This window comes from Pustulibacterium marinum (assembly GCF_900116665.1).
Classification (GTDB): domain Bacteria; phylum Bacteroidota; class Bacteroidia; order Flavobacteriales; family Flavobacteriaceae; genus Pustulibacterium; species Pustulibacterium marinum.
In genome coordinates, this window is sequence record NZ_FPBK01000001.1 from 343,298 (window position 1) to 366,136 (window position 22,839).

Annotated in this window: 18 protein-coding genes; 10 read left to right on the plus strand and 8 right to left on the minus strand. The window is 35.0% G+C overall.

The genetic code is table 11. From position 1 onward, the window contains the following. Positions 1–24 precede the first annotated feature (24 nt). Complete coding sequence (locus tag BM383_RS01590) at positions 25–1,248, plus strand: DUF4249 domain-containing protein (protein WP_093022059.1); 1,224 nt, start codon at positions 25–27, stop codon at positions 1,246–1,248. A 33-nt stretch (positions 1,249–1,281) separates the two neighbouring features. Next, entirely contained in the window at positions 1,282–2,979 is a 1,698-nt protein-coding gene (locus BM383_RS01595; RefSeq protein ID WP_093022062.1) for a hypothetical protein, read from the plus strand. A gap of 70 nt (positions 2,980–3,049) precedes the next feature. Here the strand turns inward: BM383_RS01595 and BM383_RS01600 are convergent, their stop codons facing one another. The 5 genes from BM383_RS01600 to BM383_RS01620 all read right to left on the minus strand — a co-directional run bounded on the left by BM383_RS01600 (position 3,050) and on the right by BM383_RS01620 (position 12,171). Then, the gene (locus BM383_RS01600) at positions 3,050–3,895 is read right to left on the minus strand and encodes a hypothetical protein (RefSeq protein ID WP_143106325.1); all 846 of its coding nucleotides are present in this window, start codon (positions 3,893–3,895) and stop codon (positions 3,050–3,052) included. A 534-nt stretch (positions 3,896–4,429) separates the two neighbouring features. Then, positions 4,430–7,825 (minus strand): T9SS type A sorting domain-containing protein, encoded by a 3,396-nt coding sequence (locus BM383_RS01605; protein ID WP_093022069.1) that lies wholly within the window; start codon positions 7,823–7,825, stop codon positions 4,430–4,432. A gap of 121 nt (positions 7,826–7,946) precedes the next feature. Continuing rightward, entirely contained in the window at positions 7,947–8,699 is a 753-nt protein-coding gene (locus tag BM383_RS01610; RefSeq protein WP_093022072.1) for a LytR/AlgR family response regulator transcription factor, read from the minus strand. Then, entirely contained in the window at positions 8,696–11,581 is a 2,886-nt protein-coding gene (locus BM383_RS01615) for a sensor histidine kinase (protein ID WP_093022075.1), read from the minus strand. The genes BM383_RS01610 and BM383_RS01615 overlap by 4 nt, the downstream gene beginning before the upstream one ends. 80 nt (positions 11,582–11,661) lie before the next feature. Further along, positions 11,662–12,171, minus strand: a complete 510-nt coding sequence (locus BM383_RS01620; protein WP_093022078.1) for a PsbP-related protein — start codon at positions 12,169–12,171, stop codon at positions 11,662–11,664. An 86-nt stretch (positions 12,172–12,257) separates the two neighbouring features. Here BM383_RS01620 and BM383_RS01625 point away from each other — a divergent pair, with 86 nt between their 5' ends. From BM383_RS01625 to BM383_RS01655, 7 genes are all read left to right on the plus strand, one after another. Further along, entirely contained in the window at positions 12,258–13,133 is an 876-nt protein-coding gene (locus tag BM383_RS01625; RefSeq protein WP_093022080.1) for a helix-turn-helix domain-containing protein, read from the plus strand. Positions 13,134–13,239: 106 nt separating this feature from the next. Beyond that, positions 13,240–14,454, plus strand: coding sequence for a multidrug effflux MFS transporter (locus tag BM383_RS01630; RefSeq protein ID WP_093022083.1), 1,215 nt, complete (start codon positions 13,240–13,242; stop codon positions 14,452–14,454). A gap of 109 nt (positions 14,455–14,563) precedes the next feature. Further along, on the plus strand, positions 14,564–15,064 hold the full coding sequence (locus tag BM383_RS01635) for a cupin domain-containing protein (RefSeq protein WP_218157902.1): 501 nt from the start codon (positions 14,564–14,566) through the stop codon (positions 15,062–15,064). Positions 15,065–15,066: 2 nt separating this feature from the next. After that, a complete protein-coding gene (locus BM383_RS01640; RefSeq protein ID WP_093022086.1) occupies positions 15,067–16,266 on the plus strand; it encodes an NAD(P)-dependent alcohol dehydrogenase in 1,200 nt (399 codons plus the stop codon). A 21-nt stretch (positions 16,267–16,287) separates the two neighbouring features. Then, positions 16,288–17,145 carry an aldo/keto reductase gene (locus BM383_RS01645; RefSeq protein WP_093022089.1) on the plus strand — a complete coding sequence of 286 codons (858 nt, stop codon included), beginning with the start codon at positions 16,288–16,290 and terminating at the stop codon, positions 17,143–17,145. A gap of 19 nt (positions 17,146–17,164) precedes the next feature. Continuing rightward, positions 17,165–17,563 (plus strand): (R)-mandelonitrile lyase, encoded by a 399-nt coding sequence (locus BM383_RS01650; protein ID WP_093022092.1) that lies wholly within the window; start codon positions 17,165–17,167, stop codon positions 17,561–17,563. Positions 17,564–17,565: 2 nt separating this feature from the next. Then, positions 17,566–17,793 carry a tautomerase family protein gene (locus tag BM383_RS01655; protein WP_093022095.1) on the plus strand — a complete coding sequence of 76 codons (228 nt, stop codon included), beginning with the start codon at positions 17,566–17,568 and terminating at the stop codon, positions 17,791–17,793. Positions 17,794–17,873: 80 nt separating this feature from the next. On the opposite strand, the gene BM383_RS01660 is transcribed toward BM383_RS01655, so the two are convergent. Beyond that, positions 17,874–18,647, minus strand: a complete 774-nt coding sequence (locus tag BM383_RS01660) for a THC0290_0291 family protein (protein WP_245766505.1) — start codon at positions 18,645–18,647, stop codon at positions 17,874–17,876. Positions 18,648–18,879: 232 nt separating this feature from the next. Here BM383_RS01660 and gdhA point away from each other — a divergent pair, with 232 nt between their 5' ends. Continuing rightward, positions 18,880–20,223, plus strand: a complete 1,344-nt coding sequence (gene gdhA / locus BM383_RS01665; protein ID WP_093022098.1) for an NADP-specific glutamate dehydrogenase — start codon at positions 18,880–18,882, stop codon at positions 20,221–20,223. Positions 20,224–20,281: 58 nt separating this feature from the next. Here gdhA and BM383_RS01670 read toward each other — a convergent pair whose 3' ends face one another. Both BM383_RS01670 and BM383_RS01675 read right to left on the minus strand, forming a co-directional pair. Next, positions 20,282–20,626, minus strand: coding sequence for a heavy-metal-associated domain-containing protein (locus tag BM383_RS01670; RefSeq protein ID WP_093022101.1), 345 nt, complete (start codon positions 20,624–20,626; stop codon positions 20,282–20,284). A 131-nt stretch (positions 20,627–20,757) separates the two neighbouring features. Then, complete coding sequence (locus tag BM383_RS01675; protein WP_093022104.1) at positions 20,758–22,836, minus strand: M16 family metallopeptidase; 2,079 nt, start codon at positions 22,834–22,836, stop codon at positions 20,758–20,760. Positions 22,837–22,839: the final 3 nt, after the last annotated feature.

Genomic DNA, 22,839 nt, shown 5'->3' on the forward strand with positions numbered 1-22,839 from the left:
ATCACTATTTAAAATCAATATGAAATGAGTAGTTTGAAAAATTACGTACGGTTTTTAATATTGTTATTTTTTTTAGGAGAAATATCATGTACAGAGCCCTATGCCGCTATTGATCAGCATTACGACTCATTGTTAGTGGTAGAGGCTAATATTACAGATAGTTTACAGAATCATTATATAAAACTATCTAGAACCAATCCCATAAATTCATACGAAAAAAATACTGAAAAGAATGCTCAGGTATGGATTGTGAGCAATACGGGTGAAGAATTTGATTTTAACGAAAATGATGATGGAGAATATGTTTCAACAGTTGAGTTTGCCTTACAAAATGATAAAAGTTACACGCTTCATATTAAAACTAGTGATGGTCATGAGTATCAGTCGGACGAGGAAAAGCTTCCTGAAGAGGTGATTGTAGATGTAACTACAACTGTAGTAAACAATGATTCAGGACAAAAAGGTGTTGATATTAGAGCAGGTGTAATAGGTACTGATGACGAACCTTTTTTTGTCAAATATGAGTTTACAGAACAATACAAAATTGTCACATTAATTGATATTCCTTATGATTATAGTTTAGAAAACTTAATTATAGACGATGAACCAACTGATGACGATTGTACCACAGATTTTGACATAGTATACACAGAACGGACAGAGAATTCTAGTATTTGTTATTCTTTTCCTACTTATTCAAATAATATAGTTCAAGGCAGTTCTGTAGGCTTCAATGGGAATTCAATCCCAGAATTATCATTACATTTTATACAAGAGGATGAATATAAATTGAGAGAACGTTGTTCTATTTTAGTTAGAGTTTATTCGCAAAACTATAGTGCATATGAGTATTTTAGAAAAATAAAGGAACTTAATCAAAACGATTCAGAACTTTCAACTCAACAGCCTGGTTATATTCATGGAAACATTCATTCTGTTACGAACTCAGATGAGAATGTGCTAGGGTTATTTAATGTATGTGCTTTGGCTCAGAAAAGAATTTTTTTCGATTACACAGATTTCGGGTTTATTCAGCCTAGTTATTTCGCGCAATTGAGATTAATTAACATAGCGCCTTTGTCAACTCCTTGTCCTGGCCCCACATATAAAGATTCAATCGTAGAGTTACGAAGACTTAATTATCAATTGTATGTACCTGGTGTACTACATATTTTTGCAAATCCGGCTTGTTCAGATTGTCGAAGTTATGGGGCAAATGTTGCTCCAGATTATTGGGAGGAAGAATAAAAATATATTGAAAAAATGAACAAAAGAATAGTCATGAAATATCATATAATTTCAGCTTTAAGGATACTTCTTTTTTTTGGAGTCTTTGGCGTATATGCACAGTCTCATCAAGAGCATGTTTACCTACGCGTAAATACGGCTAGTTTGCTTTCGGGAGAATCACTCTATTATAAAATTTATGTTTTAGACGAATCAAATAAGCCTAGTAGTCTCAGTAAACTTGCTTATATAGAATTGTTTGATGGGAAAAAGAATACGGTAACAAAGCAAAAGGTTCTTGTGAATGAAGGTATTGCTTCTGGAGATTTATTTATCGATAAGGAAATTGCTTCCGGTAGTTATAAATTGATAGCGTATACAAATGAAGCCTTGAAGAATACCGAACTTTTTCAAACTGATTTATTAGTGGTCAATCCATATCAGAATAATTTTGAGAATTGGGAAAGTAGTTCTGACACTACGGGAACTAGTCAGGAAATTGTAAAAAAAGATGTAGTAATCAAGTCATCAGATTTATTATTATTGAATAATCATGAATTTGGTAAGCGGGAGAAAGTTGTAGTCAATTTTGATCGTGAAATTTTAAAAAATACATCCTTTTTAGAAGGAAACTATTCATTATCGGTTCGGAAGATAGATGCTTTCAGTAAAATAGAGAGCATTCCTGAAAGTAAAAATTTTAAGCACTATCTTTTTAAAGATGCGAGTTTAGACACTAAACAAATTACTGCTGAATTTCGAGGAAATATTATTTCAGGAAAGCTTACTGGAGACGATATAGCTAATAAAACGATAACAGCTTCTGTACCTGGTAATCCTTTCCAATTTAAATTAGCGACAACTAATGAAAACGGAGATTTTTATTTAGTTTTAGACAATCCATTGCCGTCAAGTACTGTATATCTTCAACCCCTGAATACCACCGATGCACTGGTAACAATTGATTCCTTTTACATTCCGAAAAAGGCTATAAGAGAAATTAAATCCTATGATCTAAAATTGGCTATGCAGCCTGATATAGCTGAAAGAGCGGTGGCAGATCAAATTGAAAATGCATATTATGATTATAAACGAGATACGTTACTAGAAGTAGCAAATGAGAGTGTAAAAAAGTTTTACGCTCCATTAGAAAAAATATACTATTTAGATGATTTTACCCGATTTCCTACGATGCAAGAAACGATTGTTGAGATTGTAAAAGAGTTGTATTTCAAGAAGAAAAAAGGGAAGTATACATTACATTCAAGAGATTATGAGAATGAATATTCCGAAAATTTATTTGGTGAAACTTTAATTTTTATAGATGGTATTATCATTCGTGATACAGATCAATTTTTTAACTATGATGCTCGTAAAATAGACAGAATTGAAGTGGTGAATTCTGGTTATTTTTATGGAGGAAAGTTGTTTAATGGAATAGCATCGGTTTATACAAAGGAAGGAGATTTCATACTAGAGAACAATGATGAGTTTCCAGTTTATAAAAAAGAAATGTTACCACTTTCATCCACTAAAACTTATTTCAAGCCTACCTATAAAACAGCAACAAGTAACGCAAGGATACCAGATTATAGATACCAATTGGTTTGGGAGCCAATATTTAATTTAAAAGAGAAAGCAAACTATTCATTTTATACATCAGATGTTCCTGGGCTTTATGAAATCACTTTAGATGGATTTACAAGTAATGGCGATCCGGTTTCAATGTGTACGCAGATTTTAGTGAAATAAGAGAAAGTATATAACAAAAAAAAGGCACTACAATTGTAGTGCCTTGTCAAATAAACTCTTTTTATATTTTTTATTCAGAAACAAATGTAACTGTCATAGTACCGTATTGTGCAGTAGAAACACCAGCACTACCTACATAATTAGTTGTAGTAGCTCCAAAGTTTCCTACACCGCAGTTATATTGAAACCATTCTCTACCTTGAACTTTTAACGTATAGCTTTGTCCAGCTGTTAATAGTTGATTTACAATGATAGTAGCGTTTTGTACTAGGCCAAAATATGTTTGTCCAGAGAAAGATTTAGAAGTAGCTGTCATATATTTTTCTTTAACAGCTGTTCCATTAACTGTTAATCTAATAGATCCTTGCCCAACGGCATCTTGATGTTCTGTTACAGTGTGTGTATGAGTTGTACCGTTTGTCGGGTTACTTGTATCTTTAGTAATGGTAGTCACAGTAGGAGCTGCGTTGGCATAATATCCATTTACTATGATTTGATACGTTCCTGTATAAGGAGCTGTAAAAGTTTGCGATAATCCAGGTAGATCAACATAAGTTTCGTTATTAGAACTAGCAGTTACTTGATTGTTTTGATTATATTCAGCTGTATATTTCTTTACAGCGCCTAAGCCAACCCATATAGAGCCATTGTAATAATAAAACCCGGGAGTAACATCACTAGTGGTAGCAGTGTTATAAACAAGTAATCCTGTAGCAGGACTGCTTATTGTAGAAGTATCTGTAGTGCCTGTTAAAGCAACACGGTTTACTAGAATACCTCTATTCGTAGCACCAAGATCTAAGGATGCACTAGGACTTGGAGCTGTATTATTGATACCTACAGAACCCGTAGAAGTAATATTAATATCATCTTGCCACATAGATGGTACATCATTTTCTATTCCAATGGTTAACAATGCATTTTCAGTAGTAGAGCCGTTTCCACTTGCATCATCTTGAAATTTAATATATCCGTAATCACTTCCTGGGGTAGATCCACTTTTGAAAATAATAGAGGATTCTCCTCCTGCATCACCATGTTCTACGATAATGGTTCCGGTTGTAGGTGTAGCTACTGTTCCGGTAGTTTCATATACGTGTAAAGTTCCTTGCGGATCGGTAGTACCAACCCAAACTTGAACATTAACTAATTCCCAATAAGTAATGTTGCTAAGATGTAAATTCTTTTCATATCAATGTTTTGAGTCTTGGTTCAAATGTAAGCTGAAATATAATGTACTAGCAAAAAAATAGCTGATAATTAGTTTACTATAGATTACAATCAACAAAAGCACGACGAATTACATTCACTGTGCTTAGAATATTGATTTGAAATTAAAAATAGTAATCTTCAATTCAAAGTAAAATCTGTAGTTATATTCAAAAGTGAAAGCTATATCCAAAAATGTAAGATATAGCTTTCAGGTTATAGCAAAGTATTTGAGCTATTTTTATTTAAGAAGCAATTTTTTTGTAACAGATTTTCCTTCTGAGGTAATTTGTACCATATATATTCCAGAAGATAAATTGCTCACGTCTACTTTGTTTTCTGATGTTGTAAGTAGAAGTTGGCCTTGGGTATTAAACAACTGTATTTGCTCAAGAATCAGATTACCTTTTACAGTGAAAAATGTAGAGGCAGGATTTGGATATAGTTTCAAAGTTTCTAGTTCTTCACTAACAGTGCTCATGGTGTCTTCAACAGTAACTATAGCACTTACTATAGTTTGGTTATTATTTGCATCTGTAACGGTAACAGTAACGGTATAAACCCCAATGGTTGTAAAGGTATCGGTATCAAGAGTCATATTGCTTACAGAACAGTTGTCTGTAGCAGTTACAATAACATCTTGTGGTGTAATGGTAACAGAGGTATCCGTACCTAAATCTAAGGTAATATCTTGAGTAGTTACGGTTGGTAGACTATTATCTACAACTGTAACTGTAGCAGTTGTGCTATCAGTATTACCAGCTTCGTCTGTAGCACTAAATGTTACCGAATTGGTTCCAACATTACTACAATCAAAACTAGTAATATCTAGTGCCAATGTTAAATCAGCTGTAGCTGTAGTGTTATCTGTAGTACCATTATCAATATCTTGAGCGGTAATAGAAACCTGTCCGTTTGCATCTAGGTAAGCAGTAATGTTTTGTACTGCTAGGGTAGGAGCATTTACATCTGCCGGAGCAGCATTGTATTCGTATGCGCCAAGATCTATAGTTGTATTACTGATACGACTGTTTCCTGCTAAGTCTTGAGTAGTGGTATTGTAACTATTCAGACCCATATCTATAACATCAGCAGAAGCTGAGGTAGGCATGTAAGCAGCATCTAAATTTGGATTATTGCTCGTAATGTCACTGGTATTAGCTGTAAAATTGGTGTTAGTCAAAGAAATAATAGAATTACTTACCGTGAATTGCTGACTGTTTCCTTCGTTGCTTTTTGGGTTACTAACAGCGGTTGTACTAGTTACTACAGAACTTCCGTTGGTGTATTGATTATTCCAGAAAATTGAGTTTCTTATAATTAATATGTTATCTGCTGCTGCGGAAGAACTTTGTGTAATTAGGTTATAATCGTTACTGCTGCTATACATATTCAAATTATCTGCAAAAGTTCCGTTACTAATGGTTGTATGTATTTTAGAAGTATTTCCTCTTCTAAACCAAATAGCTCCCCAATCTGCATTATAGGTGTTGTTGGTAAACTGAATATTAGCTAATGAAACCGTTATGTCATTGGTATTAGAACTTTGGAAGAGTACTACACCATTTGTGGTTTTGTTACCATCAATGAGTACATTTTCCATCTCAATACTTTCTGTAAAGTTACGCCAGTCTATAAATACCCCCGTAGCATAATTATCTGTTATTTTACAATATTGAAGCGTTAAAGAAGTAATAGCACTTGCTGTATTTATAACCGGGTTGTTACTGCCGTTTGCATGTCCGCCACTAAATACCAATCCGTTTAAAGTAACATTATCAGCGTTAAGCTCTATCAAACGAGCCGAATTATCTACTCGGTTGGTAGTGAAATCACCCGTAGTATCATTTCCAGAAAGGTCACCACTTATTATGGTAGCATTGGTAGTAAAAACTAAGCTATCATCTCTATCACTTAAAGAAGTTTCGGTTCCTTCAAAACCACCATAAATTCGTAAGTTGTCTGAGGCTATGGTAAATGGTACTGTAGTACTTGTAGCATCTGGAGTATAGGTTCCTTTGGCTACGTACAATACAGTATTGTTGTTTCCGCTAACCGCTGTTAAAGCAGCATCTAATGTAGTATAAGCATCTGTCCAGCTACTTCCGTCATTAGCTCCGGTAGCATTGGCATCTACATAGATGAATGCCGCTGTGGTTCCTTGTACCATGTTGTTAGTTGTAGTTGTTAAATCGCTACAAGAATATTCAATATATATATTGTATGTAGTGTTTTGTTCTAGTCCTGTAAAGGTATAAGGGGAACTAGTAACACCGGTAATGGTAGTACCGTTGGCAATAGATTCTCCGGCTTCAACGATGGTAAGGCTATACGGTCCACTAATAGAGGTGTTTGCTTCCCAGCTTACCGTCAAAGATGTTGCGTTTCCGGAAGTAGCTTCTAAATTATCTAAATCACAGCTCAAGTATTCATAAGCTCCAATATCTAAACTGCTAATTTCTCTAGGGTTGTTATCAGCATCGGTACTCATATTAGTTAATAGATAAGCGTTACTCGCCGCACTAATTGCAGGTGAGTTAGCAGCTAAATGATAATCTCCATTGTCATAATCTTCAAAAATGCTACTGTTAGATTCATTATTGGCATCAAAATACATGTGGTTTCCTATCGTATTTGCATTGTTAGGAATCGCAGTTTCGTTATTGATTAATGAAGAGTTAAGTGGAATGCTAATGATATTGTTATACAACTGAACCGAATTCTGAAAGGTTGACATGGTGCCCCAATCACATGTAATTAGGTCGTAGTAGGTACTGAATGAGTTATTTACAATAGTATTGTTGATGAAACGAATATCACAAGGTAAAGCCAAGTCTAATTCAAAGATACCACGAGTGCTAGATGTGTTTTCAGCAATCAAACAACTGGTAAAGTAAATGTGTTTTGTGTCATAACTAGCATATGAATTATCCCAACTGTCATAAATTTCCTGAAATAGGTAATAAGAGCGGTTATTTACAATTCTACAAGCATTAAATTGAAGGTCAACACTAGCGTAATAGTACATAGATTCTTGAATGTAATATAAAGCATCGTTATTCGCATAATTTTTCTCAATAGTACAGTTGTTAAACACAACATTATTATTTAGTTCTACCGAGTTGTCTACACCTCTAAACAATAGTACACCACCTTTAGCATTAATACCACCACCATTAGCGTGTGCTTCTTCAAAAGTAATACCATCAAATAAGATGTCGGCAGTTGCATTTACGCATACTAAATGGTAAGCATTATCTGCTACTGCAGCAGCATCGGCACTACCATTTCCTAAGGCATCACCAGATATAATAGTTACGTTAGTTTCTGGGTTACGTTGACTCAATTGTGTTTCAGATCCACTAAACCCTCCGTACCAATTGTGAGAGTTGCTAATTTCTAAAATGCGAACTCCTCGGTTATACGCATCGCCAATGTACGTCCCTGCAGCAACCCAAATATCGGCTCCGTCAGGGGCATTGTCTTCTGCTTGTTGTAAGGTTGTATAAGCATTCGCCCAGCTACTACCATCGGCGGTTCCGGTAGCATCTTGTTTTACATAATAGGTACTTTGTGCATGTAAATTAACGGCGGTTCCTGCCAGTACAAAAAGCACTACGAGTAGAAGTTTTTTCATAACTTATTGTAATTGAAGTTTAATTTTTAGTACCTCAAAACAACAACCTACAAGGTTTACTTTAGGGGGTTATTTTCTGAATGCTTCGATTTTTCTTCTGAATGTATGTAAGAGTGATGCTTTACAGAAATATATCTTTGATCACTGTAAGCAATTGTTCTTTTTTAGACTTGGCTATGGGAATATGAGTTTGGTTTTGAAGAATAAGATAGTCGCCTTCATTCTTTACCAATTCTTTTACAAAATGTAAGTTGATCAGGTAACTGCGGTGACATTTAAAAAACATAGGTTTGCTTTCTAGTTGATCTGTGAAAAACTTAAGTGGTTTACAAACCAGTTTAGTTTCGTTATTTTTGAGATGTACATTGGTGTACATGCCGTCGGCTTCAAAATAAATAATATCCTCTAGTTCCATAAATAAAATTCCTTTGGGAACTTCCAGCGCAATTTTACTTACGGATAATTGCTGCAACGCTTTTTTGAGGTTTTCTATTTTAGCACCTATTTTATGCTGAGCTTGTTTTTCCAGCGCCTTGTGTGTTGCTTTTATAAGTTCATCTTCGTCAATAGGTTTTAGTAGGTAGTCTATTGCATTGAGTTTAAAAGCATCTATTGCAAACTGATGATAGGCCGTAGTAAATATGATTTCAAATTGAATGCTTGATGGTTCAAAATACCGAATGATTTCTAACCCATTTTCTTCTGGCATTTCTATATCAAGAAAAACCACATCTATTGTTTTTTCTTTGAGCAAGTTTACGGCAGCTTTAAGAGTATCTGCTTCATAGATAGTACTTTCTGTAAAGTGTTCTTTTAAAAAAGTATAGAGTAATTTGCGGGCGCTGCGTTCGTCATCTACTACTAGAAAAGTCATAGGTGTTTTTGTTTTAAAGGAATGGATATGCAAACCTGTGTTCCTAAAGACATGCCGTTGGCTTCTTTGTCTAGATAGGTAACACAAATTTTTTGCTGTTGTTGGTTGTTCACTATTTCAATACGTTTGTCAGAGGCTTGTGTAGCAAACGAATTATGATGAGGTCTGTTTCGTTGATTTATGATTTGCGAAGCTTCTCTACCTATTCCGTTGTCATCTATACAAACTTCTAGAAAAATATCTTTTTGGGTACAGGTTATTTCCAGATGTTTAGGTCCTTTTTTATGTGATAACCCATGTTTTATGGCATTTTCTATATAGGGTTGTAATAGTAAAGAGGGTACCAGGAGCAACGATGGTTGTAATGTTGGTGATACTTTTATGTCATAACTGAAACTTTCCCCAAACCGGTTTTGCTCCAAGGTTAGATAGAGCGTAATGGTTTTTAATTCTTCTTCCAAAGAAATTTCGTTCACCTTGCTGTGCTCTAAATATAGGCGCATTAATCTTGAGAATTTTACCAGATAAGCGCTGGCTAGTTTTTTTTCGTTATTCACTATGTATTCTTGAATAGAGTTTAACGCATTGAATATAAAATGCGGATTCATTTGCGACCGTAAATTTTCTAGTTGCAAACCAGCCATGCGTTTTTCTAAAAGGAGCTTAGAGATTTCTTCGTTTTTACGTTTCAGTTTTAAATTACTTCTGTAATTCATCCATTGAGCAGCAACAACCATAAAAATGATTACTATAAAAAGCCAAAACCACCAACGTAGCCATATAGGTTTATGAATGGTAATGCTAATTTCTGTTGGAACTCCCTCTTCCAATGTATCTATGAAAAATGGTTTGATCTCAAATATATATTCGCCCGATGGTACCGATAGGTATTTTACACTGTTTTCACCGGTATTGGTAGTTTCCCAATCATCATTTAATCCTTGTAATCTATATTTATATTTTACAAAATCATTACTCCCAAAACTATTCGTTTCAAAAGTGAATTTCAAATTATTGGTATAGTAGGGTAATTGATAAGAAGATTGCAAGGTGGTATCTTTATCCATAAACGCAACAGATGTAATCTGCATACTTGGTTTATTGCTTTTTACGGTTGCTAACTCCTTTCGGTCAATCAAATAAATATCGGAATTGGAGGTGTAAAATACAGAAGATTCGGTGACCTGTAGCGTGTTGATTGGCGTAACCACTCCCAACCGTAAACTATATGTTTTGTGTTTCGCTGTTTGGGTGTTTAGTAACTCAATGCTTTTTGTAGTAGCAATCCAAAGTTCGTTGTCATAACTTTTTAAAAATCGAATTGGACTGTCTGAAAAGTTCAAAGGGAATTTAGTAAGGCTATCATTTTTGATACAAAATAATCCTTGATTTTTACTAGCTAGCCAAATACGACCATCTTTCGTTTCGGCAATGGAAGTGGTAAAAATATTTTCTCCCTCGTAAGTGAGTCTTTTTTTTGATTGAAAATCTGTGGAATAGTTCCATAATCCTTCGGCATTACATAAAATAACCGATTGATTTTTTGGACTATAGTGTGAAACATATCCTCGGGTATCTGTAATTTGTTGTTCAGTTTCCAGGGTAGTTCCGAAGTTTTTATAAAGAACAGATTTATTGTAGGTAGTATAGAGAATATCTTTTTCTATAATTTCAATGTCTTTTGCAACATTAAAGTTAGAAATGGGTTGAAAATTTTTGGTTTGTACATCAAGAATGTAACTTTCGTTATCATTCACACCAATGTATAACTGATTGTTTTTTGAGTCGAATGTAATAGCGCCTATTGTTCGTCGTGTAGGTACTTTGATAGTCTTATAAGTTTCGGTAGCAATATCAAACAGAGCAATATAAGCTTTGTCTGTAAAGTAAAGAACTTGATTATTTTTATAAGGAGCAGATCCTATGATATAGCCATATGTATCATAGTTCCAGTCAATCTTTGTGATATTTTTATTTGGAGAAACTTTGATACCATTCTGAAGCGTAGCAAACCAATAATTTGTGTTTTCATCTACCAAAACATCACTTACCTTCTCACCTTCAAATTGTTGTTTTTGTACCTTTAGTATGTCTTTTTCCAGAGTACAAATATGCACTATTCCATCATCTGAAAACCAGATTTGATTAGCGACACAAAAAATGTTGATCAGTTTATTAAACTGAAAGTCACTTGGTGTTTGAATTTCCTTTAACTCAAAATTTTTAATCCTGAAAAGCTTGGAATTATCCGAAAAAAACAAATAATCGTTACCTTGAAAACTGAAAAAATCTGGTTTTTTTAAAGTCTTTCCTGCTGCAATTTTCACTATTTTTTCTACCGCAAAAGTACGCTTGTTTAAAAAGTACAGCTGTCTGTTAAAGTCTAAACAGAGGTAATGTGCTTCAGTTTCAAAACTTTGTAAAACCTTATGCGAAAATATATTGCTAAACCCCTCGTCTTCAACTTTAAAAACCCCTTGAGTGCTAAAAACTAAAAGACTATTTTCTAGTACTTTGAATTTAGGGAGATCACCTTTGAGTAGCGTATTGATATCATAAGCTAAGGAAGCTGTGCCGTTGGCGATTTTAAAAACCTGTCCGTATAAATTATTACACCACAGATTTCCTTGTGTATCACAAGTAAGATTAAATACAGAAGAACCTTTCTGGTAAGGAAGTTTAATGTTTTCAAAAGTAGTACCGTTATAGCGTAGCAAACCACTATTGGAGGCTACCCAAATAAAACCTTCAAGATCTTGTTCAAGATCATACACCTCATTATCGGGTAACCCATTTTTAGCGTCAAAAGCGTAAGTGATAGGGTTTTGTGACCACGCAATAGTACAGAAGAATAAGATTACTAAGAAAACTGTTTTCATCATCGGTTTAAATATAACCGTTTTACGTCTTTTAACGATTTTCTTTTTTTGAAAGTGGCTTATTTTCTTTTAAACGATCACTTTTACTTAATCATAAAACTATTGAGCATGGTTTCTGCAGCTTCTTTATAATTTTCGAAATCCGAAGCCATACCGGTAAATGTAAGCATGAATAAGTAATCTTTTGTAATGATGTATTGCTGAATCAGCATCAGTTCATATTCTTGTTGTTCTGCCGTAAATTGAATACGGTAGGCTTCTTTTCCGTGAACAGTTATTAGTTGTTCAGAAATAATATTTCCATTGCTTATAGCGTCTGCAGCCGACAAAAATTCACCCTTTGCATCGTCTAGAGTCTGGGAAACACCTTGCTGAAAAATTACGGTTAAATTTTCTGTAAACACATCAGATTCTGTATGTAATGTATCAGAAACGATGACAGAAATATGTTCTGATTGGTAATTGTTGTTTACCTCAAAATTAGCAGGATATGAAAGTTCATAAAGTTTATTCTGAAAGGATTTGATGTCAGATTGTGCGGTGCTTACAAGACTAAAAATGAATGCAAGGCATACAAGAAAGCGTGTTTTCATAGTGTGAAATATTATAGGTAAAGATACAACCTGAATTTTCAAACTGTATAAATTTTTAAATAGTTTGAATTTCTTAATTTTGAAAGATGGAAACAAAAACTACAAGAGCGGTTTCTTCTTTTAATAATGAATTAAAGCTGAAAGGTTTCAAAGCATTTCAGATAGAAGAAGATGATAAAGGAACTTTTATTTACAGTAGAAAAGATTTTTACAAAATTTGTTTAACTACCGGAAAAAGTAAAATTCATTATTCCGATCGTACGTTTGAGCAGGAAGGCACAGTGTTGTTTTTTGGAAATCCACACATACCTTATTCCTGGGAAACCATTTCTACTACTTATCAAGGCTATACATGTTTGTTTTCTGAAGAGTTTTTAAAATTATCAGATAGAGCCGAAAGCCTGTTGCAATCTCCTTTATTTAAACTAGGAGGAACTCCTATTTTGGCTATTTCCGAAAATCAGCGATTGTTTTTAAATGAATTATTTGGAAAGATTATAGAAGAGCAAAATACTGATTATGAGTTTAAAGATGATTTAATTCGCAATTATATTCAGCTTATTTTGCATGAAGCCATGAAATTGGAACCCAAAGAACATGTGGAGCAGCAAGGAAATGCAGCAAGTAGATTAACTGCTGTTTTTTTTGAATTATTAGAAAGACAATTTCCTGTAGAAACTCCGGATTTTCCTTTGGAATTAAAAACAGCTCAGCAATACGCCGATAATCTATCAGTCCATGTTAATTACCTGAATAGAGCTATAAAAGAAGTTACGGGAAAATCAACATCTACACATATTGCAGAGCGTGTCACTGCAGAAGCAAAAGCATTGTTACAACATACCAATTGGAATATTAGCGAAATCGGGTATGCTCTGGGATTTGAATATGCTACTTACTTCAATAATTTTTTCAAAAAGCAAACGGGTACAACGCCAAAAGAAATTCGCAAGCAAAGTTGATTTGAAAAGTATAATTATTTGTTTGAAATTCTTTATCTACGCAAATTCCAAACAAGCTATCTTTGATAGTTTAGTGCCAATACTCAAACCTCATATCTAAAATCATATGCCGCAACTTGGAAGAAACCGTATAAAACAAAAGCAAGCCAATGGTTTGTTTTTTATAAGTGTACTAGGAGCTTTAATGGCTTTTACGTCTTTGTCAACGGATATTTACCTTCCTGCAATGCCAAAAATGCATGAAGATTTAGGCGGGGATATTGAGCTTACCGTAACTGGTTTTTTAATAGGTTTTTCCTTAGCTCAGTTGATTTGGGGACCTATTAGTGACCGAATCGGTAGAAAAAAACCACTCATGATCGGGTTGCTTTTATTTGTGATAGGATCAGTGGCTTGTGCACTTTCAGAAACCATTACGCAAATTATGGTGGCTAGAGTAGTTCAAGCGTTTGGAGCTTGTGTTGGTCCCATGTTATCACGCGCTATGGTTCGCGATACCTACGAAAAAACAAAAGCTGCCGAAATGCTTTCAACCTTAATGATCTTAATGGCATTAGCACCAATTGTAGGTCCATTAATGGGAGGGCAATTGCTTAAGTTTAGTTCATGGCATAGTATTTTTTGGTTATTAACCGGTATTGGATTGGTGATGATGATTGCTATTTTGTGGCTTCCGGAAACACTATATGCAGAAAGGCGCAATTCAGATTCTGTAATGGAAGCTTTTAAAAAGTACGGCGTTTTACTAAAGAACAGATCGTTTATGATGTACACATTTTGCGTAACGTTCTTTTACGTGGGCGTGTATGCATTTGTAACGGGCTCTCCGGCTGTGTATATCACTTATTTTAAAGTTGATCCTCAAGATTATGGTTGGCTATTTGCTATCAATATTGTTGGGATAGCCTCTTTGAGTTTCGTCAACAGATTCTTGGTAAGAAGATTTGCACTAGGTACGTTACTTCGGGTAGCTACTTTAGTTGCAGCTGTTGGAGGTATTTCACTAGTTGTTATGGCAACGAATGGGTGGTTTGGTATCTATGGAATTATGGTGGGTGTTTTTTGTTTTATGGCTATGAATGGTATTGTTGCGGCTTGTACTACTGCAGCAGCTTTAGACAAAGTTCCTCATATGGCTGGTGCAGCTTCTGCGTTGCTAGGTTCACTACAATATGGTAGCGGAATTTTATCGTCCATTCTATTAGCTTGGTTTGGTTCTGATGATGGAAATCCTGCAACCATGGCATGGATCATTGGAGTCTTTGCTGTGCTTTCTTGTAGTACGGTATATATACGTTATGCATTGAAACGCTTTCTGTAATTTTTACAGAAAGGTTTGAAAATATTAATTTTAGGTTTGAAAATCATTATTTATTAGTTCGTAATAGTTTGAAATTTGTAATTCAAAAATTGAATTAGAAAAAAGAACTATGATGAAAATTGCAATGAAACTTCTCTTAGTCGGTGCTATGTTTAGCTCGGCATTGTTCATTTCGTGTGGTTGTGATACCCAAAACGAAACAACAAAAACAGCACAACTCGATTTTATCTTTCCGAAGGGCGAAAAAGGTCCTGAAAAAAACTTCACAGGCAACGCCTATAATATAGGTTTAGTAGCTTCAGATACTACGTATACCACTGCTGTTGGTAATGTATATTTTGAACCGGGTGCGCGTAGCAATTGGCATACACATTCCGCTGGACAAATTTTACTCATTACAGATGGTGAAGGCTATCATCAGATAGAGGGGCAACCAATTCAAGTACTTCACAAAGGTGACGTAGTCAAATGTCCACCCAATACACGTCACTGGCATGGTGCAAGCCCAAATAAAGGAATGCAACAATTGTATGTGGTTCCCAATACCGAAAAAGGAATTGTAAACTGGATGGAACCCGTAACCGATGCTCAATATAAAAACCTACCATAATCATGGCAAATGCTAAGAAATCAAACACCAGAAGAACATTTATACAACGTTCTGCCATAGCGGGAGCGGCATTTTTAACTACTCCTTCAGAATTGTTATGGGGAGCGACAAATTCAAACCAAAAAAATGAAATTGATATGACAAAGAACATTAAAACAAAAGGCTACGCAGCCAAAGACGCATCAGGAAAATTGAGTCCGTGGGAATTTGAAAGAAGACCTGTAGGAGATGATGATATTTTAATAGACATTAAATACGCCAGCATCTGTCATTCAGATATTCACCAAGAAAAAGGGCATTGGGGAGAACAAGTTTATCCGCAAGTACCAGGACACGAAATTGTAGGTGTAGTAGCTGCAGTTGGTAAAAACGTAACCAAATTTAAAGTTGGCGATAGAGCAGGAGTAGGCTGTATGGTAGATAGTTGTATGGAATGTAGTAGTTGTAAAGCTGGTGAAGAACATTTTTGCGATAACGGAGCTACCAAATTTACCTACGGTTACCCAACCGATGCTGAACCAACAGGTATTACCCAAGGTGGTTATTCAGATAAGTTGGTAGTGAGAGATCATTTTGCAGTACATATACCAAATAACATCACGTTTGAAGAAGCCGCACCGCTTTTATGTGCAGGTATCACAACATATTCGCCATTAATGCGTGCGCAATTTAGAGTTGGCGATAAAGTAGGTGTTGCAGGTATTGGTGGTTTAGGGCATTTAGCCGTAAAAATTGCCGTAGCCAAAGGTGCAGAGGTATATGCTTTTACAACTTCTGAAGACAAAGTAGCCGATATTAAATCTTGGGGAGTGAAAGAAGTAATTGTTGTAGACGAAGAGTTTAAAAACATGCAAGCGTATGGTAAAACTTTAGATTATATGATTTCTACTATTCCGTATCAATTTAATGTTACGCCGTATGTAATGTGTTTAAAACCTGGCGGTACTTTTACGTTTGTTGGTATGCCAGAGAAATCAGAAATCACTATCAATAACTTAATGTTGGCTTTTGCTAGAGTGAATTTTAATGCCTCTTTAATTGGCGGAATTCCAGAAACTCAGGAAGTGGTAAACTATTGCGCAGATAACGGTATTAGACCTTCTATTGAAATTATTAATGCTGAAGAAATTAACACAGCTTGGGATAAAGTAGTGAACAAAGAAGCACGCTACCGTTATGTAATAGACGCTGCAACTTTTTAAAAAATTGAAAAAAATAAAATTATGATATTAGAAGAAACATATAAACTAAACAACGGATTAGAAATTCCAAAACTAGGATATGGAACTTGGATGATTGATAATGATGACGTTGTTGATGCTGTAAAAAAAGCAATAGAAATAGGATATACACATATTGATACTGCTCAGGCTTATCAAAATGAAGAAGGTGTTGGTAAGGCGATCAAAGAGAGTGATGTAGCTAGAGAAAAACTTTTCATTACAACCAAACTGGCTGCAGAAGCTAAAACATACGATGAGGCAAAAGAAGCTATTGAAGGTTCTTTGAAAGCCCTTGATGTAGAGTATATAGATTTGATGATTATCCATAGTCCTAAGCCATGGCAAGAATTCAAAAGTGAAGATAGGTTTTTCGAAGGAAATCTAGCTGCGTGGAAAGCGTTGGAGGAAGCCTATGGAGCTGGAAAGCTAAAAGCAATAGGCGTATCTAACTTTCAGAAAGAGGATTTAGATAATATTCTTGAAAATGGTAAAGTAAAGCCTGTTGTGAATCAAGTGTTGGCTCATATAAGTAATGTTCCAACCGAAATGATTGAATATGCGAGCTCAAAGGATATTTTAATTGAAGCATTTTCTCCAATTGGTCACGGTGAGCTATTCAAAAATGAAGAAGTAAAAGCTATTGCAGAAAAATACGGAGTGTCTGTGGCTCAATTGGCTATCAGATATGATTTGCAACTAGGTCTGCTTCCATTGCCAAAAACGCAAACTCCAGAACACATGAAAAGCAATGCAGATGTAGATTTTGAAATCTCTGTCAAAGACATGGAAAAACTAAATAATCTGGAAGAAATTAAAGATTACGGAGAAGCAAGTATGTTTCCTGTTTTCAGTAAATAAAATTGAAAAAATTCATACTATGAAAATTATAAGAAACGGAGAAAATCCTTCCATGAAAGGTCCGGAAGATTGGTTTACAGGCGATGTAATTGTAGATCCACTCTATCAAAATGTAAAAAATGTAGCTAAAGGTGCAGCAGCATTGGTGACTTTTGCTGCAGGAGCAAGAACGGCTTGGCATACACACCCTGCCGGGCAAACTTTGATTGTACAATCTGGTTTGGGATGGATTCAAAAAGAGGACGGACCTATCGAAGAGATAAAACCGGGAGACATTGTGTATTTTGAACCTAACGAAAAACATTGGCATGGTGCTTCGGCACACAAAGCCATGAGCCATATTGCTATTCAAGAAGAAGTAAATGGAGAAGTAGTGACGTGGCTAGAAAAAGTTTCAGAAGAGCAATATCAAAAGTAATTATGCCACATTTTCATATTAAATTATTAGAAGGAAAAACCGAAGCCCAAAAGCAAGCACTGGCAAAAGCTGTAGTGGCGGCTGCACAAGAGGTGATTGGGTACGGAGACAAATCATATTCGGTAGCAATTGAAGATTTCTCATTGGACAAATGGAAAACCAAAGTTTACCATAAAGAGATCAAAAGCAATTCAAAGTTACTTTATAAAGAACCAGGATACGAGATGTGATTCTTCTGTTTTCAGTATATAAAAATAGCACACCAATGGGTGTGCTATTTTGTTTTTAAGTAGTAAATATATTTTTTGTCTTATAAATACATAATGTACCCTAAACTTAAATACACAGCGGTGTCATTGTATTTATTTTCGGTATATACTTCAGGGTCTGGCTCCATTCCTTCCACAACATCAGAGAAATAATATTGATACCTTGCATCTATTATAACATCCGATCGTCTGTTTATTTTTAGTCGGAGACCAATATTAGCAGTAAATGAAAATACAGTTTGCGCGTCATTGGTCGTAGTTCCAAAAAATTTATCTGGTAAAACATTTGGGTCCGTAATATCGCCAAGATCAGATATATTTTCAGGGGATGCAAAATTTACTTGCAAGCCTAGAGCTCCATAAGGAACAAAAAGGTAGGATCCACTAATAAATTCTCTTAAAGAGATAGGATGAAATTCTAATTGCGTTCCTAAGTTGATATTTTTTACATTACCATGCATAGAGCGTAATTGTTCTGCTGTATAGCTAGTTCTGTCTGGAGCAACCCATTGGCCAAAGTGATCTAGTTTTACATTGGTATAAGATAATTCATTTCTAAGCATAAAGTGATCATTGAACCAGCTATATCTGTTAAAACAGTTACAACTTGCATCAAAAGCAAAGTTCATATAGTGTATGATCCCTACATTATACCCAACGTTACCTTTAATGTTGTCAAAGTTTTTAGTCTCACCATAATCTGATTGAAAAGCAACTGGACCAGCCATGATTCCCAACTGATTAGAAAACTGCGAATAACCCGAATATGTAACGGCTATAAAAACGAAAAGTAAAGTTAATTTTTTCAAATTCATGCTATTGGGTGTAATAATGTTATAAACAAATATATGAAAAGGTAAACTATAAAAAAACAAAAAAGGATAAACGGCAATTATAAACTTCTAACGTTAAATACCTATAAAGACATCTTGTTAACGCTAAGTTAATTGTGTTTAATATTGGTAATTTTTAAGCTTAATTTGGGTGTGATTTTAAAAATAACAATATATTTGTCTAGTATTTTTACGAATATTTAAATTTAAGCAAATGAGTGAAAAAGTTGAAGCGTTCATGGAAATGGTGAAAGCCAGAAACGCTAACGAGCCAGAATTCTTACAGGCCGTTCAAGAAGTCGCTGAGACAGTTTTAGATTATATAGCAGAACAAGATATTTATAATGGTAAAAACATTCTTCTACGAATGGCAGAGCCGGAAAGAGTCATTTCTTTCAGAGTATCTTGGGTAGATGATCAAGGAGAAATTCAAGTGAATAGAGGGTATCGTATTCAAATGAATTCAGCCATTGGTCCTTATAAAGGTGGGTTAAGGTTTCATCCAACAGTAAACCAAAGTATTTTAAAGTTCTTAGCCTTTGAGCAAGTATTTAAAAACAGTTTAACCACGCTTCCTATGGGAGGTGGTAAAGGTGGATCAGATTTTGATCCAAAAGGGAAATCAGATGCAGAGATCATGCGTTTTTGCCACAATTTTATGGCAGAGCTTTCTCGTCATATTGGTCCTTTTACAGATATTCCTGCTGGTGATATAGGTGTTGGTGCTAGAGAAATTGGTTTCTTATTTGGTATGTATAAGAAGATTAGAAATGAATTTACTGGAGTTTTAACCGGTAAAGGATTGTCTTGGGGAGGTTCTTTAATTCGTCCGGAAGCTACAGGTTACGGTACGGTTTACTTTGCAGAAAGTATGTTGAAGACCAAAGGAGAAAAGATGAAAGGGAAAAAGGTTGTTATTTCTGGTTCTGGGAATGTAGCTCAATACGCGGCAGAAAAGGTATTGCAATTAGGCGGTAAGGTGCTTACGCTTTCGGATTCATCAGGATATATTTTTGATGAAGAAGGTGTAGATGCAGAAAAACTTGCTTTTGTAATGGACTTGAAAAACAACAGAAGAGGAAGAATTTCAGAATATGCAGCAAAATATCCAAATGCTAAATTCTTTGAAGGAGAAACGCCTTGGAAAGTAGCTTGTGATATAGCCTTGCCATGTGCAACACAAAATGAGTTGAGTGGTTACGATGCAGATGTTTTACTAGAAAACGGATGTATATGTGTAGCAGAAGGAGCTAATATGCCTTCTATGCCAGAAGCTGTGCAGAAATTCCATGATAAGAAAATACTATTTGCTCCTGGGAAAGCTTCTAATGCAGGTGGTGTAGCTACTTCAGGATTAGAAATGTCGCAAAACTCATTGCGTATTAGTTGGACACGAGAAGAGGTAGATGGTAGATTGAAAGAAATTATGGAGAATATTCATAATTCTTGCTTGGAATATGGTAAAGAAGAAGACGGATTTATCAATTATGTGAAAGGAGCTAACATTGCAGGATTTGTAAAAGTAGCCGATGCTATGCTAGCGCAAGGAGTAGTTTAAGCGATAAGTTATAGAATATATAAATAAGGAAAAAGGGTGAACGTATGTTTGCCCTTTTTTAGTTTGCAATAATTTGCATGTTGTACACCTTTAAAGAATGTCCTTTTTCAAGAGTAGTCACTGCGGTTGCAATATTTTCTAGTGTTAATACTGAAGCATCATAGGTTACAATAACCAAATTTTCAGGCTCCTGAATACTAATATTGTCAATACCGGGTAAAGAGGTGATAGAGTTTTTGATCTTTTCAATATAATTTTCTGTAGGATATACTTCTTCTATATTAAATGAAGTTTGCTGAAAAACTTGCTCTAGTTTTGCGTTATTGCCTGCGGATTTCGTTGTACAGGAAATGGACGTAAATGAAATAATAAGTAATAAGCTGAGAAAATGACAAAACTTCATGATTGGGGAATTAAGAGTTTTATTGTCCGTAAATGTATTTTAAAATTATTAAATAATAAAAAAGGGATGCTACAAACAGCATCCCTTTTTCAAAAGTAAATTTAATTTAAATATATAATGAGTGTGCGCTATTAATTAAAATCCGCATCAGATACTCCTTTGTTAATGGTTACCTCTGTCATTACAAATTCAAACTCTTGAGGTCCTTGTGATTGTTTAATGCTATAAGGTATTTTAACACCGCTAACTTCTCTATAATCGCCATAGGTAGTAGTGCTTGTAAAAACCTGTCCGTTCATTTCTTGAGTAGTAGCTTCTTTTACTTTTAAGCCAGTTTCAACATCAAAGTAAACAGTTTCAGTTTCAGATAATGCAATTACATACATATCTCTTCCGTCAATAGCTTCAATAGATTTTAGTTTGATGTCGTCATTTGCAAGTAAATTAACCTCAGGGAATGGAGTTGCTTCAGATTTTACTTTGGTAATCATATCACCTTCCAAGTCTCTTTTTTGTCCTTGCATCATTACATAACCACTTTCTCCATTAAAAACTTGTTTACTTATAGAGTTTCCGTTTAATGTAATGTTTTGTAAGAACTGGTCTTTTGAAGTTTTTTTCAACTCAAGACCTAATTTCATTCCTTGTACTTCTGCTTCACCAAGCATGCTGATAGATTTTACGTTTGTTACCGCTTTTTCACCACCAATAGCTTTGATATAATCTTCAATTACGGTTTTGGCAGTAGTTCCTTCAAGGATTGGTTTAGAGAATACAGGACGGTCAATTTTTTTTCCGTATTTATCAAAATAGAATACAGGAATGGTTTTACCATTTAACTCTATTTTTTCCAAATTGTGCAATACTTCGCTTCCTTTACCTACAACTACAATTCTTGAATTGTTAAGCGGGAAATATTTCTGAGCAACACGTTGTACATCTTCTTTGGTTACTGCGTTGATTCTACTAATGAAAGTTTTGTAGTAATCCTCTGGAAGGTCTTTAGTTTTAATATTGATAGCGTAACGTGCCGTAGTTTGTGGATTTTCGGTAGCCATAATAAAGCTTCCCAAGTATTTAGCTTTTGCATTTGCAATAGCTTCGTCATCAACTGGCTCTGTTCTTATACGCTTAATTTCTTTTAGCATTTCTATAACCGCGCTGTCTGTAACTGCATTTCTGATTTTTGCTGAAGCAGAAAATTCTCCGTCAGACCATTGATCAGCCGATGCGCTAGAGTAAGAACCATACGTATAACCGTGTGCTTCACGTAGGTTTTGATTTAAATAACTACTTAAACCGCCACCACCTAAAATGTAGTTGGCAATCAATACAGCAGGGTAATCTTCATCTGCCATTTTTAATTGAATTGGACTTACCACAGAAAGTTCAGATTGAACTGCGTTTGGCATGTCTACAAAATCAATTTGTGTATACTGTACTTCTTTTGCTTTTGGAACAGAGATGTTTGGAGCTCCTGCAGCTAACCAAGAACCAAAATATTTTTTGATGATCTTTTTAGCTTTCTTAGGCTTAATATCTCCACTTACTACCATGTACGCATTTTTAGGAACAAAATAAGTTTGGTAGTATTTTTTAACGTCTGCTAACGTAACAGCGTTTACAGATTCTTCCGTTAAATATTCACCATATGGGTGATCAGCTCCGTATACTAAAACATCTTGAACTCTTGAAGCTACTTGAGCAGCACTTTTTTCGCCACTTTTCAATCCGTCAACAAGAATTTTTTTCTCTTTGTCTAATTCATCCTGAGTAAAGTTTGGATTAATAGCGCCATCTGCCATTAATTCGGTAACTCTTTCAAAATACTCAGTTAAAGATTGTGCATAACCTCCTTCTGCGCTTAAGCTGATAGAAGCTCCCATAAAGTCTACTTCTTCATTATAAGCATCTTTTGAAATAGAAGTGGTTCCGTTACCCATTAAAGAAGCTGTTAAGCTGGCAACACCTGCTTTGTTTCCTTCTGTATGAGGAGGGTTGTCTATGGTTAAACTAATAGAAACTCTTGGCAATTTGTGGTTTTCTACCATAAGTACGGTAAGTCCGTTACTTAATTGAAAAGTTTCAGGTTCTCCCAAGTTGATCGATGGAGTAGGGCCAGATTCTGGCATTTGTGAACGATCGATCTGTGCGTTTGCAGCCATGGCTACAAATAATAATGCAAATATGGTTGTGAGTCTTTTTTTCATTAT

Coding starts and splice junctions, on each gene's coding strand:
- BM383_RS01640 (WP_093022086.1), top strand. CDS start 15,067: ATGGCAAATGCTAAGAAATCAAACACCAGAAGAACATTTATACAACGT.
- BM383_RS01635 (WP_218157902.1), top strand. CDS start 14,564: ATGATGAAAATTGCAATGAAACTTCTCTTAGTCGGTGCTATGTTTAGC.
- BM383_RS01610 (WP_093022072.1), bottom strand. CDS start 8,699: ATGACTTTTCTAGTAGTAGATGACGAACGCAGCGCCCGCAAATTACTC.
- BM383_RS01670 (WP_093022101.1), bottom strand. CDS start 20,626: ATGAAGTTTTGTCATTTTCTCAGCTTATTACTTATTATTTCATTTACG.
- BM383_RS01675 (WP_093022104.1), bottom strand. CDS start 22,836: ATGAAAAAAAGACTCACAACCATATTTGCATTATTATTTGTAGCCATG.
- BM383_RS01590 (WP_093022059.1), top strand. CDS start 25: ATGAGTAGTTTGAAAAATTACGTACGGTTTTTAATATTGTTATTTTTT.
- BM383_RS01605 (WP_093022069.1), bottom strand. CDS start 7,825: ATGAAAAAACTTCTACTCGTAGTGCTTTTTGTACTGGCAGGAACCGCC.
- BM383_RS01620 (WP_093022078.1), bottom strand. CDS start 12,171: ATGAAAACACGCTTTCTTGTATGCCTTGCATTCATTTTTAGTCTTGTA.
- BM383_RS01625 (WP_093022080.1), top strand. CDS start 12,258: ATGGAAACAAAAACTACAAGAGCGGTTTCTTCTTTTAATAATGAATTA.
- BM383_RS01650 (WP_093022092.1), top strand. CDS start 17,165: ATGAAAATTATAAGAAACGGAGAAAATCCTTCCATGAAAGGTCCGGAA.
- BM383_RS01655 (WP_093022095.1), top strand. CDS start 17,566: ATGCCACATTTTCATATTAAATTATTAGAAGGAAAAACCGAAGCCCAA.
- BM383_RS01645 (WP_093022089.1), top strand. CDS start 16,288: ATGATATTAGAAGAAACATATAAACTAAACAACGGATTAGAAATTCCA.
- BM383_RS01630 (WP_093022083.1), top strand. CDS start 13,240: ATGCCGCAACTTGGAAGAAACCGTATAAAACAAAAGCAAGCCAATGGT.
- gdhA (WP_093022098.1), top strand. CDS start 18,880: ATGAGTGAAAAAGTTGAAGCGTTCATGGAAATGGTGAAAGCCAGAAAC.
- BM383_RS01595 (WP_093022062.1), top strand. CDS start 1,282: ATGAAATATCATATAATTTCAGCTTTAAGGATACTTCTTTTTTTTGGA.
- BM383_RS01615 (WP_093022075.1), bottom strand. CDS start 11,581: ATGATGAAAACAGTTTTCTTAGTAATCTTATTCTTCTGTACTATTGCG.
- BM383_RS01660 (WP_245766505.1), bottom strand. CDS start 18,647: ATGAATTTGAAAAAATTAACTTTACTTTTCGTTTTTATAGCCGTTACA.